Consider the following 15,855-nt stretch of genomic DNA (forward strand, 5'->3'; position numbering starts at 1 on the left):
TCAAATAGTAAATATAAATGATAGAATAATCAATATATTTATTTTGAAGGAGAGAGAGAATGAATAAAGAAGAGACGAAGATTGGTTTTATTGGTACAGGAGTGATGGGGAAGAGTATGGCTCTCCATTTGATTAAAGCAGGCTATACAGTCCTGGTCTATTCACGTACAAAAGAAAAAGCAGCTCAATTAATATCTCAAGGGGCTAGTTGGATTCATTCACCTAAAGAATTAGCCAAGCAAGCAAACATTGTTATTACTATGGTTGGCTATCCTGATGATGTGAAATCAATCTATCTAGGTGAAGAAGGATTAATTGAAAATGCAAATCCACATACTTATTTAATCGATATGACAACGTCAACGCCTACTCTTGCGAAAGAAATTGCTGAAAGGGCAAAACAAAAAGAGATTTATGCAATTGATGCGCCTGTTTCAGGTGGAGATATAGGTGCTAAAAGTGGAAAATTGTCTATTATGGTGGGTGGTGAAGATACTGCCTATCGGGCAATTTTACCAATTCTACAATATATGGGCGAAAACATTGTCTATCAAGGAGTTGCTGGAGCTGGACAACATACAAAAATGGCCAATCAAATAGCAATAGCTTCGAATATGATCGGTGTTTGTGAGGCAATTATTTATGCAGAAAAAGCAGGATTAAATAGTGAAAACGTATTAAAAAGTATCACTAGTGGGGCAGCTGGGAGCTGGTCACTTTCTAATCTTGTCCCACGAATGATTTCTGGTGATTTCTCTCCAGGTTTTTATATAAAACACTTTATTAAAGATATGACAATTGCCTTAGATGAAGCGGAAAAAATGGGAATGGAAACACCTGGCCTAAGGTTAGCGCGAGAAATGTATGAAAAATTAGCTGCTGAAGGAGAAGGGGAAAGTGGAACACAGGCATTATATAAATATTGGGAAAGGTAGTTTTTTATAAAAAGAAAAGCTTTGTCGGCAGGAAGTGGGCCGACAAAGCTTTTTTATTGTTTTTCAAGAAAAGAAGCTAATCGATTTAAACCCTCTTCCAATGTAGTCATTGAATAGGCAAAAGATAATCTAAAATAACCTTCCCCGTAAGAGGAGAAAGCACTGCCAGGCACGACAGCGACACCTGATTGCTTCACTAATTGTAAACAAAAATCGAATGAGGATATTTGTTTCGATGGAATTTTTACAAAAAAGTAAAACGCTCCGTTCGGTTTAACCACCTCAAGATTCATCGCTTTTAGGCGCTGAAAAACATAATCCCGTCTTTTCTTATATTCTTCCTTCATGGGGAGAGCATCATCTATCCCTTTTGTTAATGCTTGTAGCGCAGCCATTTGCGAGATAGATGAGGCGCAGGTCACATTATATTGATGAACTTTTAAGATATGCTTAGCTATTTTCTCTGGAGCAAATAATAACCCGATTCGCCATCCAGTCATGGCATGTGATTTTGATAAGCCGTTAATGACAATGGTTTGCTCTTTTAATATTGAGCCAATGGAGAAATGTTGCGAATCAAAGCTTAACTCACTATAAATTTCATCTGCAACAATAAAAATATCTTTTCCTCTTATTAGATGCGCAATCTCTTCGATTTCACCTTTAGATAAACTGACACCAGTTGGATTTGATGGGTAAGGTAAAATAATTGCTCTTGTGTTTTCATTGATAAGAGGAAGTATGACGCTTGCTGTCATTTTGAATTGATTTTTTGTTATATCTGCATAGACGGGTGTTGCCCCGCAGAGGCGAATAATAGGCTCATAGCCGGGATAAACCGGGCCAGGAAGAATAACCTCACAATTTTCATCTAATATTGTTCTTAAAGTAATATCTATTGCTTCACTAGCTCCTGAAGTAACAATCACTTCAGTTGATTCATCATAATCTAACTGATATTTTTCTTTAACAAAATTAGTTGCTGCTGCTCTTAATTTCAAATCGCCCGCATTATGTGTATACGATGTATAATCTTCATCAATCGCTAATTTAGCTGCTTCTTTTACATGTGTGGGTGTGGAAAAATCAGGTTGTCCGATAGTCAAAGAAATCATATCTTTTGTATCTGAGACCATATTAAAGAATTTTCTAATACCCGAAATTTCAATGGATTTAACTTTTGGATTAACTAAATGTTCCAATGGATTCACCTCAAATTAAAAATAATGAGAACGGTTCAAACATATTTATATGTAGTGTAGTTATACAAACCATTTGCGAAAAAAGATTTATTTTAAATGATTTTGTTGTCTTTCTACATTGATTCTTTTCCGAATACATGGTTTTATCTCTTTATTGTACAAAAGTTTTCCTATAGGATAAACCTTTTTCTTATGTAGCTTTATTTACAATTTCTTAACTGCTAATAAATAAGGTTTTAGAAAAAAGAGATAAAATAAATTCTAAAAAATGGTATGATGAAAGAAAAAATTACCTAATTTTAATTTGCAAATGTAGAGGGGAGAATGAGAGTGGAAATAGAAAGAGGATTAAAAAAGAAAAAAGGAAATCAATCGTGGAAGGCATATTTAACCTTACCCATTATTTCATGGGCATTATATGATTTTGCCAATACGATTTTTTCCTCCAATATTAATACCATTTTTTGGCCATTTTATATGCAGGAAATTATCGGGAATAATGAAGTACAAGAACAATTAGCGAATACTTTTATTGCTTACGCGAATTCAATAGCCAGTTTTTTATTGGTGATTTTTAGCCCATTGTTTGGTGTCCTCATTGACAGAACAGGGAGAAAGAAAAAATATATCGTTATCTTTACCTTGTTATCTGTAAGCTTTACCATTTTAATGGGCATATTTGCAGAGGTAAATTTGACAAGTACCATCATGGGTGTTCCTTTGTATTTAGCCCTCGTAATAGTCTCATTTATTATAGCGAAGTTTTTCTTTCATTCAAGTCTTGTTTTCTATGACACGATGATAGCTGATTTAGGGAAAAAAGAAGATGTTCCTCTTATATCTGGATTTGGTGTTGCTATAGGATATTTAGGTACATTACTAGGGTTAACTGTATATTTATATGTAGGAAACAGTGATTTCCATCATGCTTTTATTCCAACTGCCATTTTATTTTTATTATTTTCATTACCTTTATTCTTTTTTATAAAAGATAATCCGAAAAAAGTACAGGTCGAAAACAAAGCTTCTTTCTTGTCAGGATATAAGGAGATTTATAAAACTTTTAAAGAAATAAAATCACATCGGGTAATTTTTACATTTATGATTGCTTACTTTTTCTTAAATGATGCCTTAGCAACAACAATCGCAATGATGGCACCTTATGCGAGCACCATTGTTGGCTTTTCTGCAGGAGAATTTATCCTACTGTATTTAGTTTCAACTGTATCAAGTATTATTGGCTCTTTTATTTTCGGTTATATTACCAAATCAGTTGGTGCTTATCGGGCCATTAGATATGTGAGTCTGCTCCTATTAGTTGCTTTAATAATCGGTACTTTTGCCGTTAATGCCTGGATGTTCTGGATAGCTGGTAGTATGTTTGGAATCGCTCTAGGATCCATGTGGGTAACATCGAGAACTTATATTGTCGATCTTACACCAGAAGATAAGAGAGGCCAGTTTTTTGGATTATTCGCGTTTTCCGGCAAAGTCTCATCGATTATTGGCCCGTTTATTTTCGGAACGATTACGTATCTGCTTGCTTCTCACGGTAGTATAGCTAGTAGGTTTGGGATGGGCTCCTTAATCGTCTTAACGCTAGTGGGATTATTCTTCTTAAATAGGATTAAGCCTGAAGAGAACTAAAAATCTACTTCTTCTTATCTATACTTATTGTTTTTAGCCGATATAAGCTAAGGGTAAGAAAAAGATTGAGAGGAAGACGTTTATATGATTTCAGAGAGACAATCAGTTGTAGAAAGCGGCATGAATGAACTAGAAATAATTGAATTCAAAGTAAATAATCAACATTATGGAATGAATGTTTATAAGGTGAAAGAAATTGTTGCACCATTGGCGATTACGCCTATTCCACATGCCCATCCATTTATTTTAGGGATTACACAACTAAGAGGTGAAGTTTTGCCCGTTATTAGCTTAAGAAATGCATTGGTTTCCAATCAAGACTCGTATACACAAATTGTTAAAGATGACAGTAGTTTTCTCATTGTAGAGTTTAATAAGCAAAAGGTAATATTTCACGTAGATGAAGTAAGGCAGATTCATCGTCTGTCATGGGATCAAATTGAAAAACCTGATGATATTTATAATAATGATAATAGTTATACACTTGGCGTAGTAAAACAATCAGAAAATATGATTCTAATGCTTGATTTTGAAAAAATCCTGACTGATATCAATCCCAATATTGGTTTCTCCAAAGATGATTTACAAGCGGATATTGCTGGTGATAAAAAGAATGCGAGAATTGTTATTGCTGAAGATTCCCCAATGCTACGCAGTATATTAAAAGAAACATTAAATAAGGCTGGCTTTCAGCAGTTACTTTTCTTTGAAAATGGAGAAGAATGTTATAACCATTTAGCATCTGATAAAAATAAAGTCGATCTTGTTATTACTGATATTGAAATGCCATTAATGAATGGTCATTTTCTGACAAAATATATTAAGCAAGATAGTAAACGGCAATCCACACCTGTAGTTATTTTTTCATCGCTTATTACGGAAGATCTTCTACATCAGGGAAAGAAGGTTGGTGCAGATGCACAAGTAAGTAAGCCTGATATCCAAAACCTTGTAAACGTCATTTTAGAGTTATTGTAAATAAAGTGACAGGTGCACATTATTGCTTGGCATTTTCTCATTTACTTGTTTGTTTAAGCTTAGAATTTAATTAGATTCCATTTTTATCTCTAGTAGAATTGGATTTTCTCCAATATAAAAACCGAACCATTTGCTGTGACCTCACGTAAGTAGACAGGTTAAGATATCTGAATACTTACGGGAGAGTGCCAATTGGTTCGGGTTTTTTTGGTGTATAGCTTTGTTTAGGTAGAATAAACTAGACTTCAATCACTTCATTTTTATTTAAAAAGGTAAGGTACTATTTTAGAAGTAGGATTCCCCTAGTTTTTTAAATACAGGTTTTTCATATTTATTTGATTTACGATTATTTGGATGATGTTGGCCTTCTTTTAAACCGGTATAAGTCATGAGTAGCTTTTTGGCTTGGCTTAAAGAAATAGAGGAGCGTGGATTTCTTACTGACGAGTCCAGGTTTCCTAAATGGGGCAACGCTGTAAAATCCATTTTTGAAGGTGGTAAGTGAAAGGTGTAGGCACCACACTTAATTAATACGTCTGATTGTTGTTGGCTATTTTTTGGGTTTCGTGAATAATGTAGACCAATCTTTTTTGCTTTACCCTCCTTCAGAAGTTTTTGTAGCGAATCATGTTTCACTTTATATAAAAACTTCGGATTTGGAGCCGTTTTGGCGTGACGGTTAACGGTGAAGATTGCTTGTGAGAGGTTTTCTACCGTTGGTTTTAACTGAGGGTGGTGCTCATTGCTTGCAGAGTTCAATTGAAGTACTCCTTTCATATTTTAGAAAAAATTAAATTATTAGTATACATTATACCCCTTTTTAAGGAAATACAAAAGGGTAAGTTCAAATACGCTATAATTTATTAAGTAATAACGACTGAGGTTCCATTGGGAACTAAACTAGCTAATTCAAGCACATCACTATTATGCATTCTAATACATCCTTTCGAAACAGCTTTACCTATTGAACTCGGGTCGTTTGTGCCGTGAATGCCGTATCCCTTCTTAGAGAGTGATAGCCATAATGCCCCAAAAGGACCTCCAGGGTTTGGTTCACGGTTAACGATAACGAATTGACCTACAGGTGTAGTTGTTAACATCTTACCAACTGCAATCGGATATGTTTTCACTAATTGTCTGTTTTTGTATAAGGAAAGCGTTCTTTTTTCTTTGGATACAACAATAGAATAGGGAATATCTGATGAATTAGGGAGTCCAGGAATTATTATTTGTTGCCCGATATAAATAACTGATGGATTAACAATAGCAGGGTTTGCTAATAGTAATTGGTGATAGGGTATACGGTAATTTGCGGCAATCAGCTGCATCGATTCTCCAGGTTGAACAATATGATACATTTCCGATCCATCCTTTCTAGAGAAGGGTACCATATATATATGATAGGAGAAGTTGTAACATACATTTTTTTAAATGAATAGGAATGTGGTGGATTATTTTTAAGGTGAGCTTTCATTTTAATGAATAACTCACCCAATATAATAAAAAAAACGATGTTATTGACTTTTCAAAGTAAAGATTGTTAGTTCGGGCCGACAGAGAAAACGAAAAGGTAGTCTTGTTGTCCCAATTCCTCTATTAACGTATAATTTAAGTGGTTTTTCATCCCCTACATCATAAAAACCTTCATAATAAACTTCTCCAAAGGGTGGCTTTACCAGTGCACCAATGAAGGGGATTTGAATTTGTCCACCGTGACTATGGCCGCTAAATTGAAAGTCTACATGATATTGACTTGCTTCATCAGCTAAGTCAGGGGCATGTGATAGAAATATATGATACCCGTCATTAGGTATGTCCGCAAAAGTAGTTTGGAAATTTGGTTTACCGAGCATCGCATCATCAATGCCTGAAATATATATGCTCTCATTATTAATGGTTACTTTTTTACTCTCGTTAAGTAAAACCTCAAATCCCGACTCTTCCATTATCTCTCTGTAAATATCAGAACCATATCCACCGTGATCATGATTGCCATAGATAGCAAATTTACCAATCGATGCATGAAGTTTTGATAATATGGGACTAATTTGATTGATGTAAGGATACTCATTAGGTTTGTCCATTAAATCTCCAGTGAAGAAAATTAAATCAGGCTGGAATGAGTTAATTTTATTCATTAATTTTTTGAGTTCATTTAAGTCATAATGAAAGCCTAAATGTGTATCACTGAATTGTACAACTTTTAAATTATGAAAAGAGTGGGGTAATTGAGGTTTGATGATGTTATGATGAATTACTTGTAAATATTTCGGCTCAATATCACGTGCATAAAAAAAGCCACCAGTACCGATAGCGGCTAGAGCTACGAAAGATCCCATACTTTTTTTAAAAAAACTTCTCCGAGTCATTTTATCTGCCATTACATTATACCAACCAATCTCTTTAATATACTCTCTCATACTATCAAATATATGAACGAAAAAACAGCAAAGACCAATATTTCCAATCATTGATAACAATTTGTAATAATTAACTAGAAAAAATTGTAAGGGTGTATAGGTTAATAGTTTTTACACACATATATATAATTTTAATTTTCGACCTATTGGCAATATGTAGGGGAGAATATGATATAATGGGATATCGTATTAAAAGTTCAGATAAATGGGAGTGCCACTTTATGGAACCATTAGAAATCTTACAAGACAGCAAACATATTATGCCGTATTTTTTTCCGATATTTAGTGCGGATGAGCATAGAATTATCGGTTATGAAGTGATTGGTAAGTTTATAACTGAAAATAATGAGATTGATTTGAAGTCATTTTTAGCTGACGATTCCATACCAGAAGAATATCGTAATAAAGTCGATGATATTTTGCTGGAAAAAGCGTTAGAGCATGCTATTCAAATGAAAGATGATGTAATGATATATATTAATCGAAATGTTGATTTGCTATTAAATCAAGATAGTGAGCATCTACTGAATATTTTAAAACAATATGAGGATCAAGGTATTGCGTTAGATCGAATTGTCATCAGTATGACGAAAAGAACACCTATCGATGATGATTTTGACTATTTGGATCATTTCATTAGTTATTATCGTACATATGGCATTAAAATTGCCATCGATAATTTAGGAGAAGCGAATAATAATTTAGAGCAGATTGGGAAGTTAGCACCAAATATTTTAAGAATTGATTTAAAAGCTTTACGTTCTTCATCAAATAATCATCATTATCAAGAAATTCTTTATTCTCTATCGATGTTAGCCAGAAAGATTGGTGCAACATTATTATTTGAAAATATTGATATGGATTTTCAGTTACAGTTTGCTTGGAGAAATGGTGGGAGATATTACCAAGGAGACTATTTACATAAAGCTGGAAGTGTATTTGTTGATCGAGATATCTTGAAGGAAAAATTAAAAGAAAAATGTCATCAATTTATCACCTATGAAAAGAAAAAATTGCACTCATTACACACGATAACTGAAAAGTTTAACGAAACGATGACAGAATACTTACAGAAAAACCATGTATATGAATCTTATGTGCCATTCCTGACAAAACTAGCAACGAAGTTAGATCATGTTGCCTTTAGGTTATATATTTGTAATGAAGATGGTTTTCAACAAACACCAAATATTTTTAAGAAAAATAAGAATTGGATACAACAAGATGAATACCTGCATAAAAATTGGAGCTGGAGACCATATTTTTTAGAGCATATAATGAGAATGAAAAGTAATAAAAAAGGTTTATTGTCAGATTTGTATACAGATATTGAGACGGGAGAAACAATTAGAACTTTTTCTTTTCCGTTAACAGCAACAGAGTATTTATTCGCAGATCTTTCCTATGATTTTTTATATGAGAGAGACGGGCTATTATAGGTAAAGGCAATATCAACCAGCATAATTCATACTTTAGCGCACATCCTATCTTTACTAGAACGTATTATGTAAAGGAGTGAAATAGGGTGAGCGGCTGGTTAATTGCTTTAATAGTTATTTGTTTAGTTCTCATCGTTTGGTCATTGATATCCACTTCATCTATATTAAAGGAAAAAGCATCAACGAATAAGGAACTGGATGCAGACATCCCCGATGAGGTGAAGAAAAGACCTTATTTATTCAATCCTATCCTTGTCGTCTATGTTGTTTTTTTTGTTGCCTTAGCAGCCATTACAATCTTTTACGTTTTTCGATAATTTCGTCTAAAAAGGCTTCCTCTTTTGACCTGGAAGCCTTTTTTATTCATTGATTATTCTTCTATATCTAATAATTCTTTTAGCTTTTCTAAATTAAATCCGCTAATCACTTCGTTTTCGATAACGACCGTTGGGGTTGAGTAGGAATGATATGTTTGTGTTAGTTCTTTCATTGCTTTAGGGTCTTTTTTAATATCTTTTTGTTCAAAAGAAAATCCGTAGTCTTTTAAAAACATTTTAGTAATTTCACACGGTGGGCATTCTGGTTGTGTATAAATAGTAATTGATTTCACGTACAATCATTCCTCCTGAAAAGTCGAACTTTGAAAAAATCTGGACTTTTTTTATTCTTTTACTTGTGTAATCATACCATATTAATTATCCTGTTAATATTGGCATGTGAAAAAAACGGTTTAGTAACCGCTTTTTTAGAAGTAGGATAAAAACATGCCTAGAGAGAAACCTTAAGTTAAAGGGTTGTTTTGGAAAGGAGATAAACAATTGTCACAATTACAAGGCATATTGACTAGATTAAAGAATTTACAAGAGCAGGCAACTGGCTCAGAACCCACACAGAGATTTTTTGAGGTGAATGGTGAAAGAAAATGCCAAGTTACTTATCATCCGAAAAACGAAACATTCGAATTGGAAGTTTACAATGACAAAGAGAAGCCTAAACGTTATCAATTTGATAATGTTGATATGATAACAATTGAAGTGTTCGAGCTCATTCAGTAATCATACCCTTATAAGCGGAGAGACCAACTAAATGGTCTCTTTTTTTTATTTGATATAAAAATTACGGGTAAGGAAGGCAAAACTTATCACCACACCACCTGCTCTTGCTTACGTAGGGATACAAAAAAGCGAACATTCAAGATGATATTCAATCCTCCAAAATACAATGAGGGGCTAATAAATGAATGAAGCAACAGATAAATTATATTTAGAGAGTAAAACATGTTATCGAGTTAAATAAGGATTTGTCTTCTTCATTCCCATCGGCTAAATAATTTCATCGTTCTTCGGTCATTCTATAAAAGAGGTGATGTTGATATGGTACCAGAGGTTATTTGTCCAAACTGTGATAGAAGAGCGAAGATGGATAAAACACTTACTGCGCAATCAAACCAAAACTTGATTTTTCATTGTCCTTACTGTCAATATCGTAGTAGAAATATTCATACAAGTAAAGGATAGGTTTATGGGGTAAATATAAGGCAGATATGAGGAAACTATGATAAAATCATAATTGAATACAAATCATTAAAGTTTGAGGAGTTTTCAAATTATGATCAGTCTCCACAGTGAAGAGTTTTTAGAAATTGATATTAAAGACTTGCTCATTCCTTCAGAGCGAGTGGCACATGTTCAAATCGGCAATAATTTAGAGCACACCCTTTTAGTTTTGACGAAAAGTGGTTACACAGCTATTCCTGTCTTAGATCCTCACTATAAGCTCCATGGATTGATTAGCACTCCAATGATTATGGAATCTATTCTTGGGTTACAGAGAATTGAATTCGATCAATTGGAAGAAAAGCGTGTAGAAGAATTTATGAATCATGATATACCACGCCTAAATATTAATACTTCTCTTAGAAATGCCACAGGACTATTAGTCGATCATCCATTTATTTGTGTTGAAGATGATGAAGGGTACTTTGAAGGTATTCTTACCCGTAGATCCTTATTAGTTCAACTGCAAAAAGCATTGCATAGCAAAAAGAAGAAGGACTAAAGAGCTCCCAAAAGATATTGGGAGCTTCCGTCTGTCAAGATTATTCCCCCACTTGCCCGAATGTGAAGGTGAGTGGTGTGAGTTTTAGAGGTGGTGAACGTCAAAAGTGGCTTCTCTATCGGAATTCCATATGTTAAGTGTACTTGCACAAGAAATGAATATGCGTAAAGCAGCTGAACGTTTGTTTGTATCACAACCAGCTCTTTCTCAAAGGTTACAAAATATCGAGAAAGAATGGGGAAGTAGATTATTCGTACGATCTCAAAAGGGATTGTCCTTAACACCAGCAGGTGAAATGGTCATCAAGTTTGTAAATGAGGTCGTGATAGCTGAGGAAAAGGTAAAAGAATCGATTCAGTCTTTAAATACTGAAGTATACGGGACATTGAAAATTGCTGTAGCTTCCATTGTCGGGCAAAATTGGTTACCTCAAGTATTAAAGAAATTTGTTAATACCTATCCTCAAGCGAAAATATCCTTGATTACAGGCTGGAGTAGTGAAATTTTAAGGTCACTTTATGATGACGATGTACATATTGGGATTATTCGCGGTACACCAGATTGGAAAGGTGTTAAGATACCTTTATTTAAAGATAGTCTGTATCTTGTTGATACAGAGATTAAGGATACAAATCAAATATTAGAAACCGATCGGCCCTTTATTCAATTCAAAAGTGATTCAAATTATTATCAAGAGATACAAGACTGGTGGCTAAGGAAATTTAAGACACCACCGAAAAGGACGATTGTAGTCGATCAAATTGAGACCTGTAAACAAATGACCTTAAACGGGATAGGTTATGCGATATTACCTGCCATTACATTAACGGGGATGGAGAAAAATATATTTATTAGTCCCCTAGAGGATGAAAACGAACAACCTATTAGTCGTGATACATGGTTACTTGGATATGAATCAGCTTTTGAGCTGAAGCAAGTACAAGCATTTGTCGAATTAATTAAGCAACATATAGCTGAAGAACAAAAATGATAATATCACTTGTTTTCAATGCGTTAGTTTGTTAAATTAATTCTAGTTAGTTTATACATATATGAACATCAAAGGAGGAATTACAATGAAAATGATGGATGCAAATGAAATCATTTCTTTTATTCAAAATAGTACAAAATCTACACCTGTAAAAGTCTATATTAAAGGTGATTTAGAGAATATCGATTTTGGTAGCTCAAGTCAATCTTTTCTGAATGGTCAAAGCGGTGTTGTTTTTGGTGAATGGGCTGAAATTGAACAAGCAATTAAGAATAATGAAGCGAAAATTGAAGATTATGTAATCGAAAATGATCGCCGTAATTCTGCTATTCCATTATTAGATATGAAAAACATTAAAGCACGTATTGAACCAGGTGCAATCATTCGTGATCAAGTTGAAATTGGCGACAATGTGGTCATTATGATGGGTGCTTCTATTAATATCGGTGCTGCTATCGGAGAAGGAACAATGATCGATATGAATGTTGTTCTTGGTGGACGAGCAACTGTCGGTAAAAACTGCCACATTGGTGCAGGTTCCGTATTAGCAGGTGTGATTGAACCCCCTTCTGCAAAACCAGTTATTGTTGAGGATGACGTAGTAATTGGGGCAAATGCAGTTATTTTAGAAGGCGTAACAGTTGGTAAAGGTGCTGTTGTTGCAGCGGGTGCAATTGTCATTGATGATGTAGCACCTAATACAGTTGTAGCTGGTACACCAGCAAAGGTCATCAAACAAATTGATGAAAAAACAAAATCAAAAACAGAAATTAAGCAAGAACTTCGTCAACTTTAATCATAAGGTAAAATGAATATAGAAAAAGCGTGGAAGTTTATTTCCACGCTTTTGTATATGGAGGAGAATGGTAGTTGATTGATAATCTATTTGTGAGAATACGCCGAGACTTGCATAAAATACCGGAACTAGGATTTCAAGAAGTGAAAACACAGAAATATTTATTAGAATATATTGCCTCATTGGATCAAACGCGAATGGAAGTAAAAACGTGGAGAACTGGTATTATCTTAAGGATTAAGGGCTTGAATCCGTCCAAAACGATTGGTTACAGGGCAGATATAGATGGTCTGCCAATTGATGAAGAAACAGACTATCCTTTCCAATCTACGCATAAAGGAAATATGCATGCCTGTGGTCACGACTTTCATATGGCAATCGCACTTGGTGTAATAACTAATATCGTCAATCATCCAATTAATGATGATATGGTATTTATTTTTCAACCTGCTGAAGAAGGACCAGGTGGAGCCAAGCCGTTATTAGAATCAGCAGAATTTCAACAATGGAAACCTGACATGATTTTCGCTTTGCATATTGCACCAGAATACCCTGTTGGTACAATCGCTGTGAAAGAAGGACTGTTGTTTGCTAATACGTCAGAATTGTTTATCGATTTAAAAGGCAAAGGTGGCCATGCAGCGTATCCTCATCAAACAATAGATATGGTCGTAGCAGCATGCTCTTTAGTTAATCAACTTCAGACCATTGTTTCAAGAAACATTGACCCTCTTGATAGTGCTGTTGTAACAGTAGGAAAAATCACTGGTGGTACAGTACAAAATATTATTGCTGAAAATGCAAGAATAGAGGGAACGATCAGAACGCTCTCACCAACATCGATGAACAGAGTAAAACAAAGAATTGAGGCGCTTGTACAAGGAGTAGAAGTGGGCTATGAATGTCAAACAACAATCGATTATGGAAGTAATTATTATCAAGTATACAATGATGAAGTGTTAACCGCCGATCTCATGCAATTCACAGAAGGCCATAATGAAGCAAACCTATTTATTTGTAAAGAAGCGATGACTGGTGAGGACTTTGGTTATATGCTACGTGAAATTCCCGGTTTTATGTTTTGGCTAGGAGTTAATTCTCCTTTTGGTTTACACCATGCACGTCTTAAGCCGGATGAGGGAGCAATTAATTTAGCGATTAACTATATCGGTGATTACTTGAATTATAAAGGGAATAGGGCGTAATCATTTCACATCAATCGAGCGCACGCTCAATTATTTTCATCGCCTAGCTCTTTTTGATAATATAATAATATAGATAATAAATTGAATAATTTAGAATAAATCCTAATTTAAATTCATTTTAATTTACCTTGACTATTATCAATAAGAAATGTATAATTATTATCGATGAACAAGTTGCAAATGAGAATATACATATCAATTCTTGTTTAGTACATAATTACTGGAGGGAATTAATCATGGCAGAACGTATGGTAGGAAAACAAGCACCAAGATTTGAAATGGACGCTGTATTGGCTAATAAGGAATTTGGTAAAGTAAGTCTTGAAGAAAATATGAAGAATGATAAATGGACAGTTCTTTTCTTCTATCCAATGGATTTCACTTTTGTTTGCCCAACTGAAATTACTGCAATGTCAGATCGCTATGATGAATTCGAAGATCTTGATGCAGAAGTAATTGGTGTATCAACAGATACTATTCACACTCATTTAGCATGGATTAATACTGATCGTAAAGAAAATGGACTTGGTGATCTTAACTATCCATTAGCTGCGGATACAAACCATGTTGTATCACGTGACTATGGTGTCTTAATTGAAGAAGAAGGTGTAGCACTTCGTGGGCTATATATCATTAACCCTGAAGGAGAGTTAATGTATTCAGTAGTAAACCATAACAACATTGGCCGTGACGTTGATGAAACCCTACGTGTGCTTCAAGCACTTCAAACGGGTGGCCTTTGCCCAGCTAACTGGAAACCAGGTCAAAAAACTCTATAATTCATTTAGAGTCTTATAAACCCATTGTTGGGTTACATAAGAAAAGAGGCCTAACATTCGTTTGTTAGGTCTCTTTTCTTCAGAGTTATATATTCATGAAGGGAGATTGACTATATGAAATTACGTGCGCCAATGCCTGAATTAACGGGAGCAACAGAATGGTTAAATGGACAAGTGACAAAAGAGGAGCTTATTGGTGAAAAGCCAACACTTATTCATTTTTGGTCTATCAGTTGTCATCTATGTAAAGAAGCCATGCCTCAAGTGAATCAATTTAGAGATGAATATAATGGAAAGTTAAATGTGATTGCTGTTCATATGCCAAGGTCTGAAGATGATCTAGATTTAGAAGAAATCAAGAAAGTGGCTGCAGAACACGATATCACACAACCAATTTATGTTGATAGTGAACATAAATTGAATGATGCCTTTGAAAATCAATATGTCCCTGCTTATTATGTATTTGATAAAGAGGGTGTTCTTCGTCACTTCCAAGCGGGTGGTAGCGGAATGAAAATGTTAACAAAGCGCGTTAATCGTGTGTTGGATGAAATGGAGAAAGCTGAATAAAGGGTAGCTTAAAAGCTGAGATTCATAAATCTCAGCTTTTTTTATTGAAATCGAAAAGATAAAATGAATCACTACATTTATGGCTTTTCCATTCATAAATGTGGTAGAATAATGTTCGTTAATAGGTGATAATTCGGAGGTTTACTTATGAGAAAAAACTTTGTTGTCATTGGTCTAGGTAGATTTGGTGGTAGTATTTGTAAAGAGCTAACGGAACAAGGGATGGAAGTAATGGCCATTGATTCGAATGAGGCAAGAGTGAATGAGTTTTCAATTATTGCCTCTCACGCAGTAGTAGGTGATACAACAGATGATGCTGTTATTAAAAGTTTGGGTTTACGTAACTTTGATCACGTAATTGTAGCCATAGGAGACGATATTCAAGCAAGTATACTGACAACATTAATGTTAAAAGAAAATGGCGTTAAAAAAGTAACTGTTAAAGCTCAAAATGATTATCATGGCAAAGTATTAAGTAAAATAGGGGCAGACGTCATTGTGCACCCTGAAAGAGATATGGGGATTAGGATTGCTCATAAGTTAGCCTCCAATAGTATACTTGATTATTTAGAGTTATCTGATGAGCATAGCATCGTTGAAATTGAAGCAAATGAAAGAATTGGCGGCCATTCGATTATTGATTTGGATATAAGAGCGAAGTATGGTGTGAATATAGTAGCAATCAAACGCAGGTCAAGTATTATTGTCTCGCCACAAGCTACGGAAATTATACAATATAAAGATGTACTTATTGTTATTGGGGCAGATAATGATATTAATCGTTTAGAAAAAAAGATGTTAAGCTAAAAAAAAGCATTCGAGGTAAACTCGAATG

The 15,855-nt window shown here is 34.4% G+C and carries 18 protein-coding genes; 13 read left to right on the plus strand and 5 right to left on the minus strand.

Translation table 11 applies throughout. The annotated features are described in order from the left end of the window. Nucleotides 1-59 precede the first annotated feature (59 nt). The gene (locus tag MKX78_RS09150) at nt 60-935 is read left to right on the plus strand and encodes an NAD(P)-dependent oxidoreductase (RefSeq protein WP_341050665.1); all 876 of its coding nucleotides are present in this window, start codon (nt 60-62) and stop codon (nt 933-935) included. A 53-nt stretch (nt 936-988) separates the two neighbouring features. Here MKX78_RS09150 and MKX78_RS09155 read toward each other — a convergent pair whose 3' ends face one another. Continuing rightward, on the minus strand, nt 989-2,137 hold the full coding sequence (locus tag MKX78_RS09155; protein ID WP_322909196.1) for an aminotransferase A: 1,149 nt from the start codon (nt 2,135-2,137) through the stop codon (nt 989-991). 330 nt (nt 2,138-2,467) lie between these two features. On the opposite strand from MKX78_RS09155, the gene MKX78_RS09160 reads away from it, so the two are divergent. Next, a complete protein-coding gene (locus MKX78_RS09160) occupies nt 2,468-3,784 on the plus strand; it encodes an MFS transporter (protein WP_307314692.1) in 1,317 nt (438 codons plus the stop codon). An 84-nt stretch (nt 3,785-3,868) separates the two neighbouring features. Then, nucleotides 3,869-4,762 carry a chemotaxis protein CheV gene (locus tag MKX78_RS09165; protein ID WP_095369702.1) on the plus strand — a complete coding sequence of 298 codons (894 nt, stop codon included), beginning with the start codon at nt 3,869-3,871 and terminating at the stop codon, nt 4,760-4,762. Nucleotides 4,763-5,047: 285 nt separating this feature from the next. Here the strand turns inward: MKX78_RS09165 and MKX78_RS09170 are convergent, their stop codons facing one another. The 3 genes from MKX78_RS09170 to MKX78_RS09180 form a co-directional block, all read right to left on the minus strand. After that, nucleotides 5,048-5,539 carry a YkyB family protein gene (locus MKX78_RS09170; protein WP_180316977.1) on the minus strand — a complete coding sequence of 164 codons (492 nt, stop codon included), beginning with the start codon at nt 5,537-5,539 and terminating at the stop codon, nt 5,048-5,050. Nucleotides 5,540-5,625: 86 nt separating this feature from the next. Then, nucleotides 5,626-6,120, minus strand: coding sequence for a L,D-transpeptidase family protein (locus MKX78_RS09175; RefSeq protein ID WP_307314687.1), 495 nt, complete (start codon nt 6,118-6,120; stop codon nt 5,626-5,628). A 156-nt stretch (nt 6,121-6,276) separates the two neighbouring features. Then, the gene (locus MKX78_RS09180; RefSeq protein WP_307314684.1) at nt 6,277-7,233 is read right to left on the minus strand and encodes a metallophosphoesterase; all 957 of its coding nucleotides are present in this window, start codon (nt 7,231-7,233) and stop codon (nt 6,277-6,279) included. Between the two features lie 170 nt (nt 7,234-7,403). Between MKX78_RS09180 and MKX78_RS09185 the strand changes: the two genes are divergently transcribed. Then, on the plus strand, nt 7,404-8,621 hold the full coding sequence (locus MKX78_RS09185) for an EAL domain-containing protein (protein WP_307314682.1): 1,218 nt from the start codon (nt 7,404-7,406) through the stop codon (nt 8,619-8,621). Nucleotides 8,622-8,707: 86 nt separating this feature from the next. Continuing rightward, the gene (locus MKX78_RS09190) at nt 8,708-8,938 is read left to right on the plus strand and encodes a hypothetical protein (RefSeq protein ID WP_095369698.1); all 231 of its coding nucleotides are present in this window, start codon (nt 8,708-8,710) and stop codon (nt 8,936-8,938) included. Nucleotides 8,939-8,991: 53 nt separating this feature from the next. Here MKX78_RS09190 and MKX78_RS09195 read toward each other — a convergent pair whose 3' ends face one another. Continuing rightward, nucleotides 8,992-9,231 (minus strand): glutaredoxin family protein, encoded by a 240-nt coding sequence (locus MKX78_RS09195; protein ID WP_095369697.1) that lies wholly within the window; start codon nt 9,229-9,231, stop codon nt 8,992-8,994. Nucleotides 9,232-9,439: 208 nt separating this feature from the next. Between MKX78_RS09195 and MKX78_RS09200 the strand changes: the two genes are divergently transcribed. The 8 genes from MKX78_RS09200 (at nt 9,440) to MKX78_RS09235 (ending at nt 15,827) form a co-directional block, all read left to right on the plus strand. Beyond that, complete coding sequence (locus tag MKX78_RS09200) at nt 9,440-9,676, plus strand: YkuJ family protein (protein WP_095369696.1); 237 nt, start codon at nt 9,440-9,442, stop codon at nt 9,674-9,676. Nucleotides 9,677-10,229: 553 nt separating this feature from the next. Further along, on the plus strand, nt 10,230-10,679 hold the full coding sequence (cbpB, locus tag MKX78_RS09205; RefSeq protein WP_307314679.1) for a cyclic-di-AMP-binding protein CbpB: 450 nt from the start codon (nt 10,230-10,232) through the stop codon (nt 10,677-10,679). A gap of 106 nt (nt 10,680-10,785) precedes the next feature. Beyond that, on the plus strand, nt 10,786-11,670 hold the full coding sequence (locus MKX78_RS09210) for a LysR family transcriptional regulator (protein ID WP_095369693.1): 885 nt from the start codon (nt 10,786-10,788) through the stop codon (nt 11,668-11,670). 85 nt (nt 11,671-11,755) lie between these two features. Then, nucleotides 11,756-12,466: a 2,3,4,5-tetrahydropyridine-2,6-dicarboxylate N-acetyltransferase gene (gene dapD, locus MKX78_RS09215; protein ID WP_095369692.1), complete on the plus strand. Its 711-nt coding sequence runs from the start codon at nt 11,756-11,758 to the stop codon at nt 12,464-12,466. A gap of 74 nt (nt 12,467-12,540) precedes the next feature. Then, entirely contained in the window at nt 12,541-13,671 is a 1,131-nt protein-coding gene (locus MKX78_RS09220; RefSeq protein ID WP_307314675.1) for an N-acetyldiaminopimelate deacetylase, read from the plus strand. Between the two features lie 236 nt (nt 13,672-13,907). After that, entirely contained in the window at nt 13,908-14,450 is a 543-nt protein-coding gene (locus MKX78_RS09225) for a peroxiredoxin (protein WP_095369690.1), read from the plus strand. A gap of 114 nt (nt 14,451-14,564) precedes the next feature. Continuing rightward, nucleotides 14,565-15,020 carry a TlpA disulfide reductase family protein gene (locus MKX78_RS09230; protein WP_095369689.1) on the plus strand — a complete coding sequence of 152 codons (456 nt, stop codon included), beginning with the start codon at nt 14,565-14,567 and terminating at the stop codon, nt 15,018-15,020. A gap of 147 nt (nt 15,021-15,167) precedes the next feature. After that, nucleotides 15,168-15,827 carry a potassium channel family protein gene (locus MKX78_RS09235; protein WP_095369688.1) on the plus strand — a complete coding sequence of 220 codons (660 nt, stop codon included), beginning with the start codon at nt 15,168-15,170 and terminating at the stop codon, nt 15,825-15,827. The last annotated feature ends 28 nt before the right edge of the window (nt 15,828-15,855 follow it).

The organism is Cytobacillus sp. FSL R5-0569 (assembly GCF_038007265.1).
Taxonomy (GTDB): domain Bacteria; phylum Bacillota; class Bacilli; order Bacillales; family Cytobacillaceae; genus Cytobacillus; species Cytobacillus kochii.

Coding starts and splice junctions, on each gene's coding strand:
- MKX78_RS09150 (WP_341050665.1), top strand. CDS start 60: ATGAATAAAGAAGAGACGAAGATTGGTTTTATTGGTACAGGAGTGATG.
- MKX78_RS09165 (WP_095369702.1), top strand. CDS start 3,869: ATGATTTCAGAGAGACAATCAGTTGTAGAAAGCGGCATGAATGAACTA.
- MKX78_RS09170 (WP_180316977.1), bottom strand. CDS start 5,539: ATGAAAGGAGTACTTCAATTGAACTCTGCAAGCAATGAGCACCACCCT.
- MKX78_RS09175 (WP_307314687.1), bottom strand. CDS start 6,120: ATGTATCATATTGTTCAACCTGGAGAATCGATGCAGCTGATTGCCGCA.
- MKX78_RS09180 (WP_307314684.1), bottom strand. CDS start 7,233: ATGATTGGAAATATTGGTCTTTGCTGTTTTTTCGTTCATATATTTGAT.
- MKX78_RS09185 (WP_307314682.1), top strand. CDS start 7,404: ATGGAACCATTAGAAATCTTACAAGACAGCAAACATATTATGCCGTAT.
- cbpB (WP_307314679.1), top strand. CDS start 10,230: ATGATCAGTCTCCACAGTGAAGAGTTTTTAGAAATTGATATTAAAGAC.
- dapD (WP_095369692.1), top strand. CDS start 11,756: ATGAAAATGATGGATGCAAATGAAATCATTTCTTTTATTCAAAATAGT.
- MKX78_RS09225 (WP_095369690.1), top strand. CDS start 13,908: ATGGCAGAACGTATGGTAGGAAAACAAGCACCAAGATTTGAAATGGAC.
- MKX78_RS09230 (WP_095369689.1), top strand. CDS start 14,565: ATGAAATTACGTGCGCCAATGCCTGAATTAACGGGAGCAACAGAATGG.
- MKX78_RS09235 (WP_095369688.1), top strand. CDS start 15,168: ATGAGAAAAAACTTTGTTGTCATTGGTCTAGGTAGATTTGGTGGTAGT.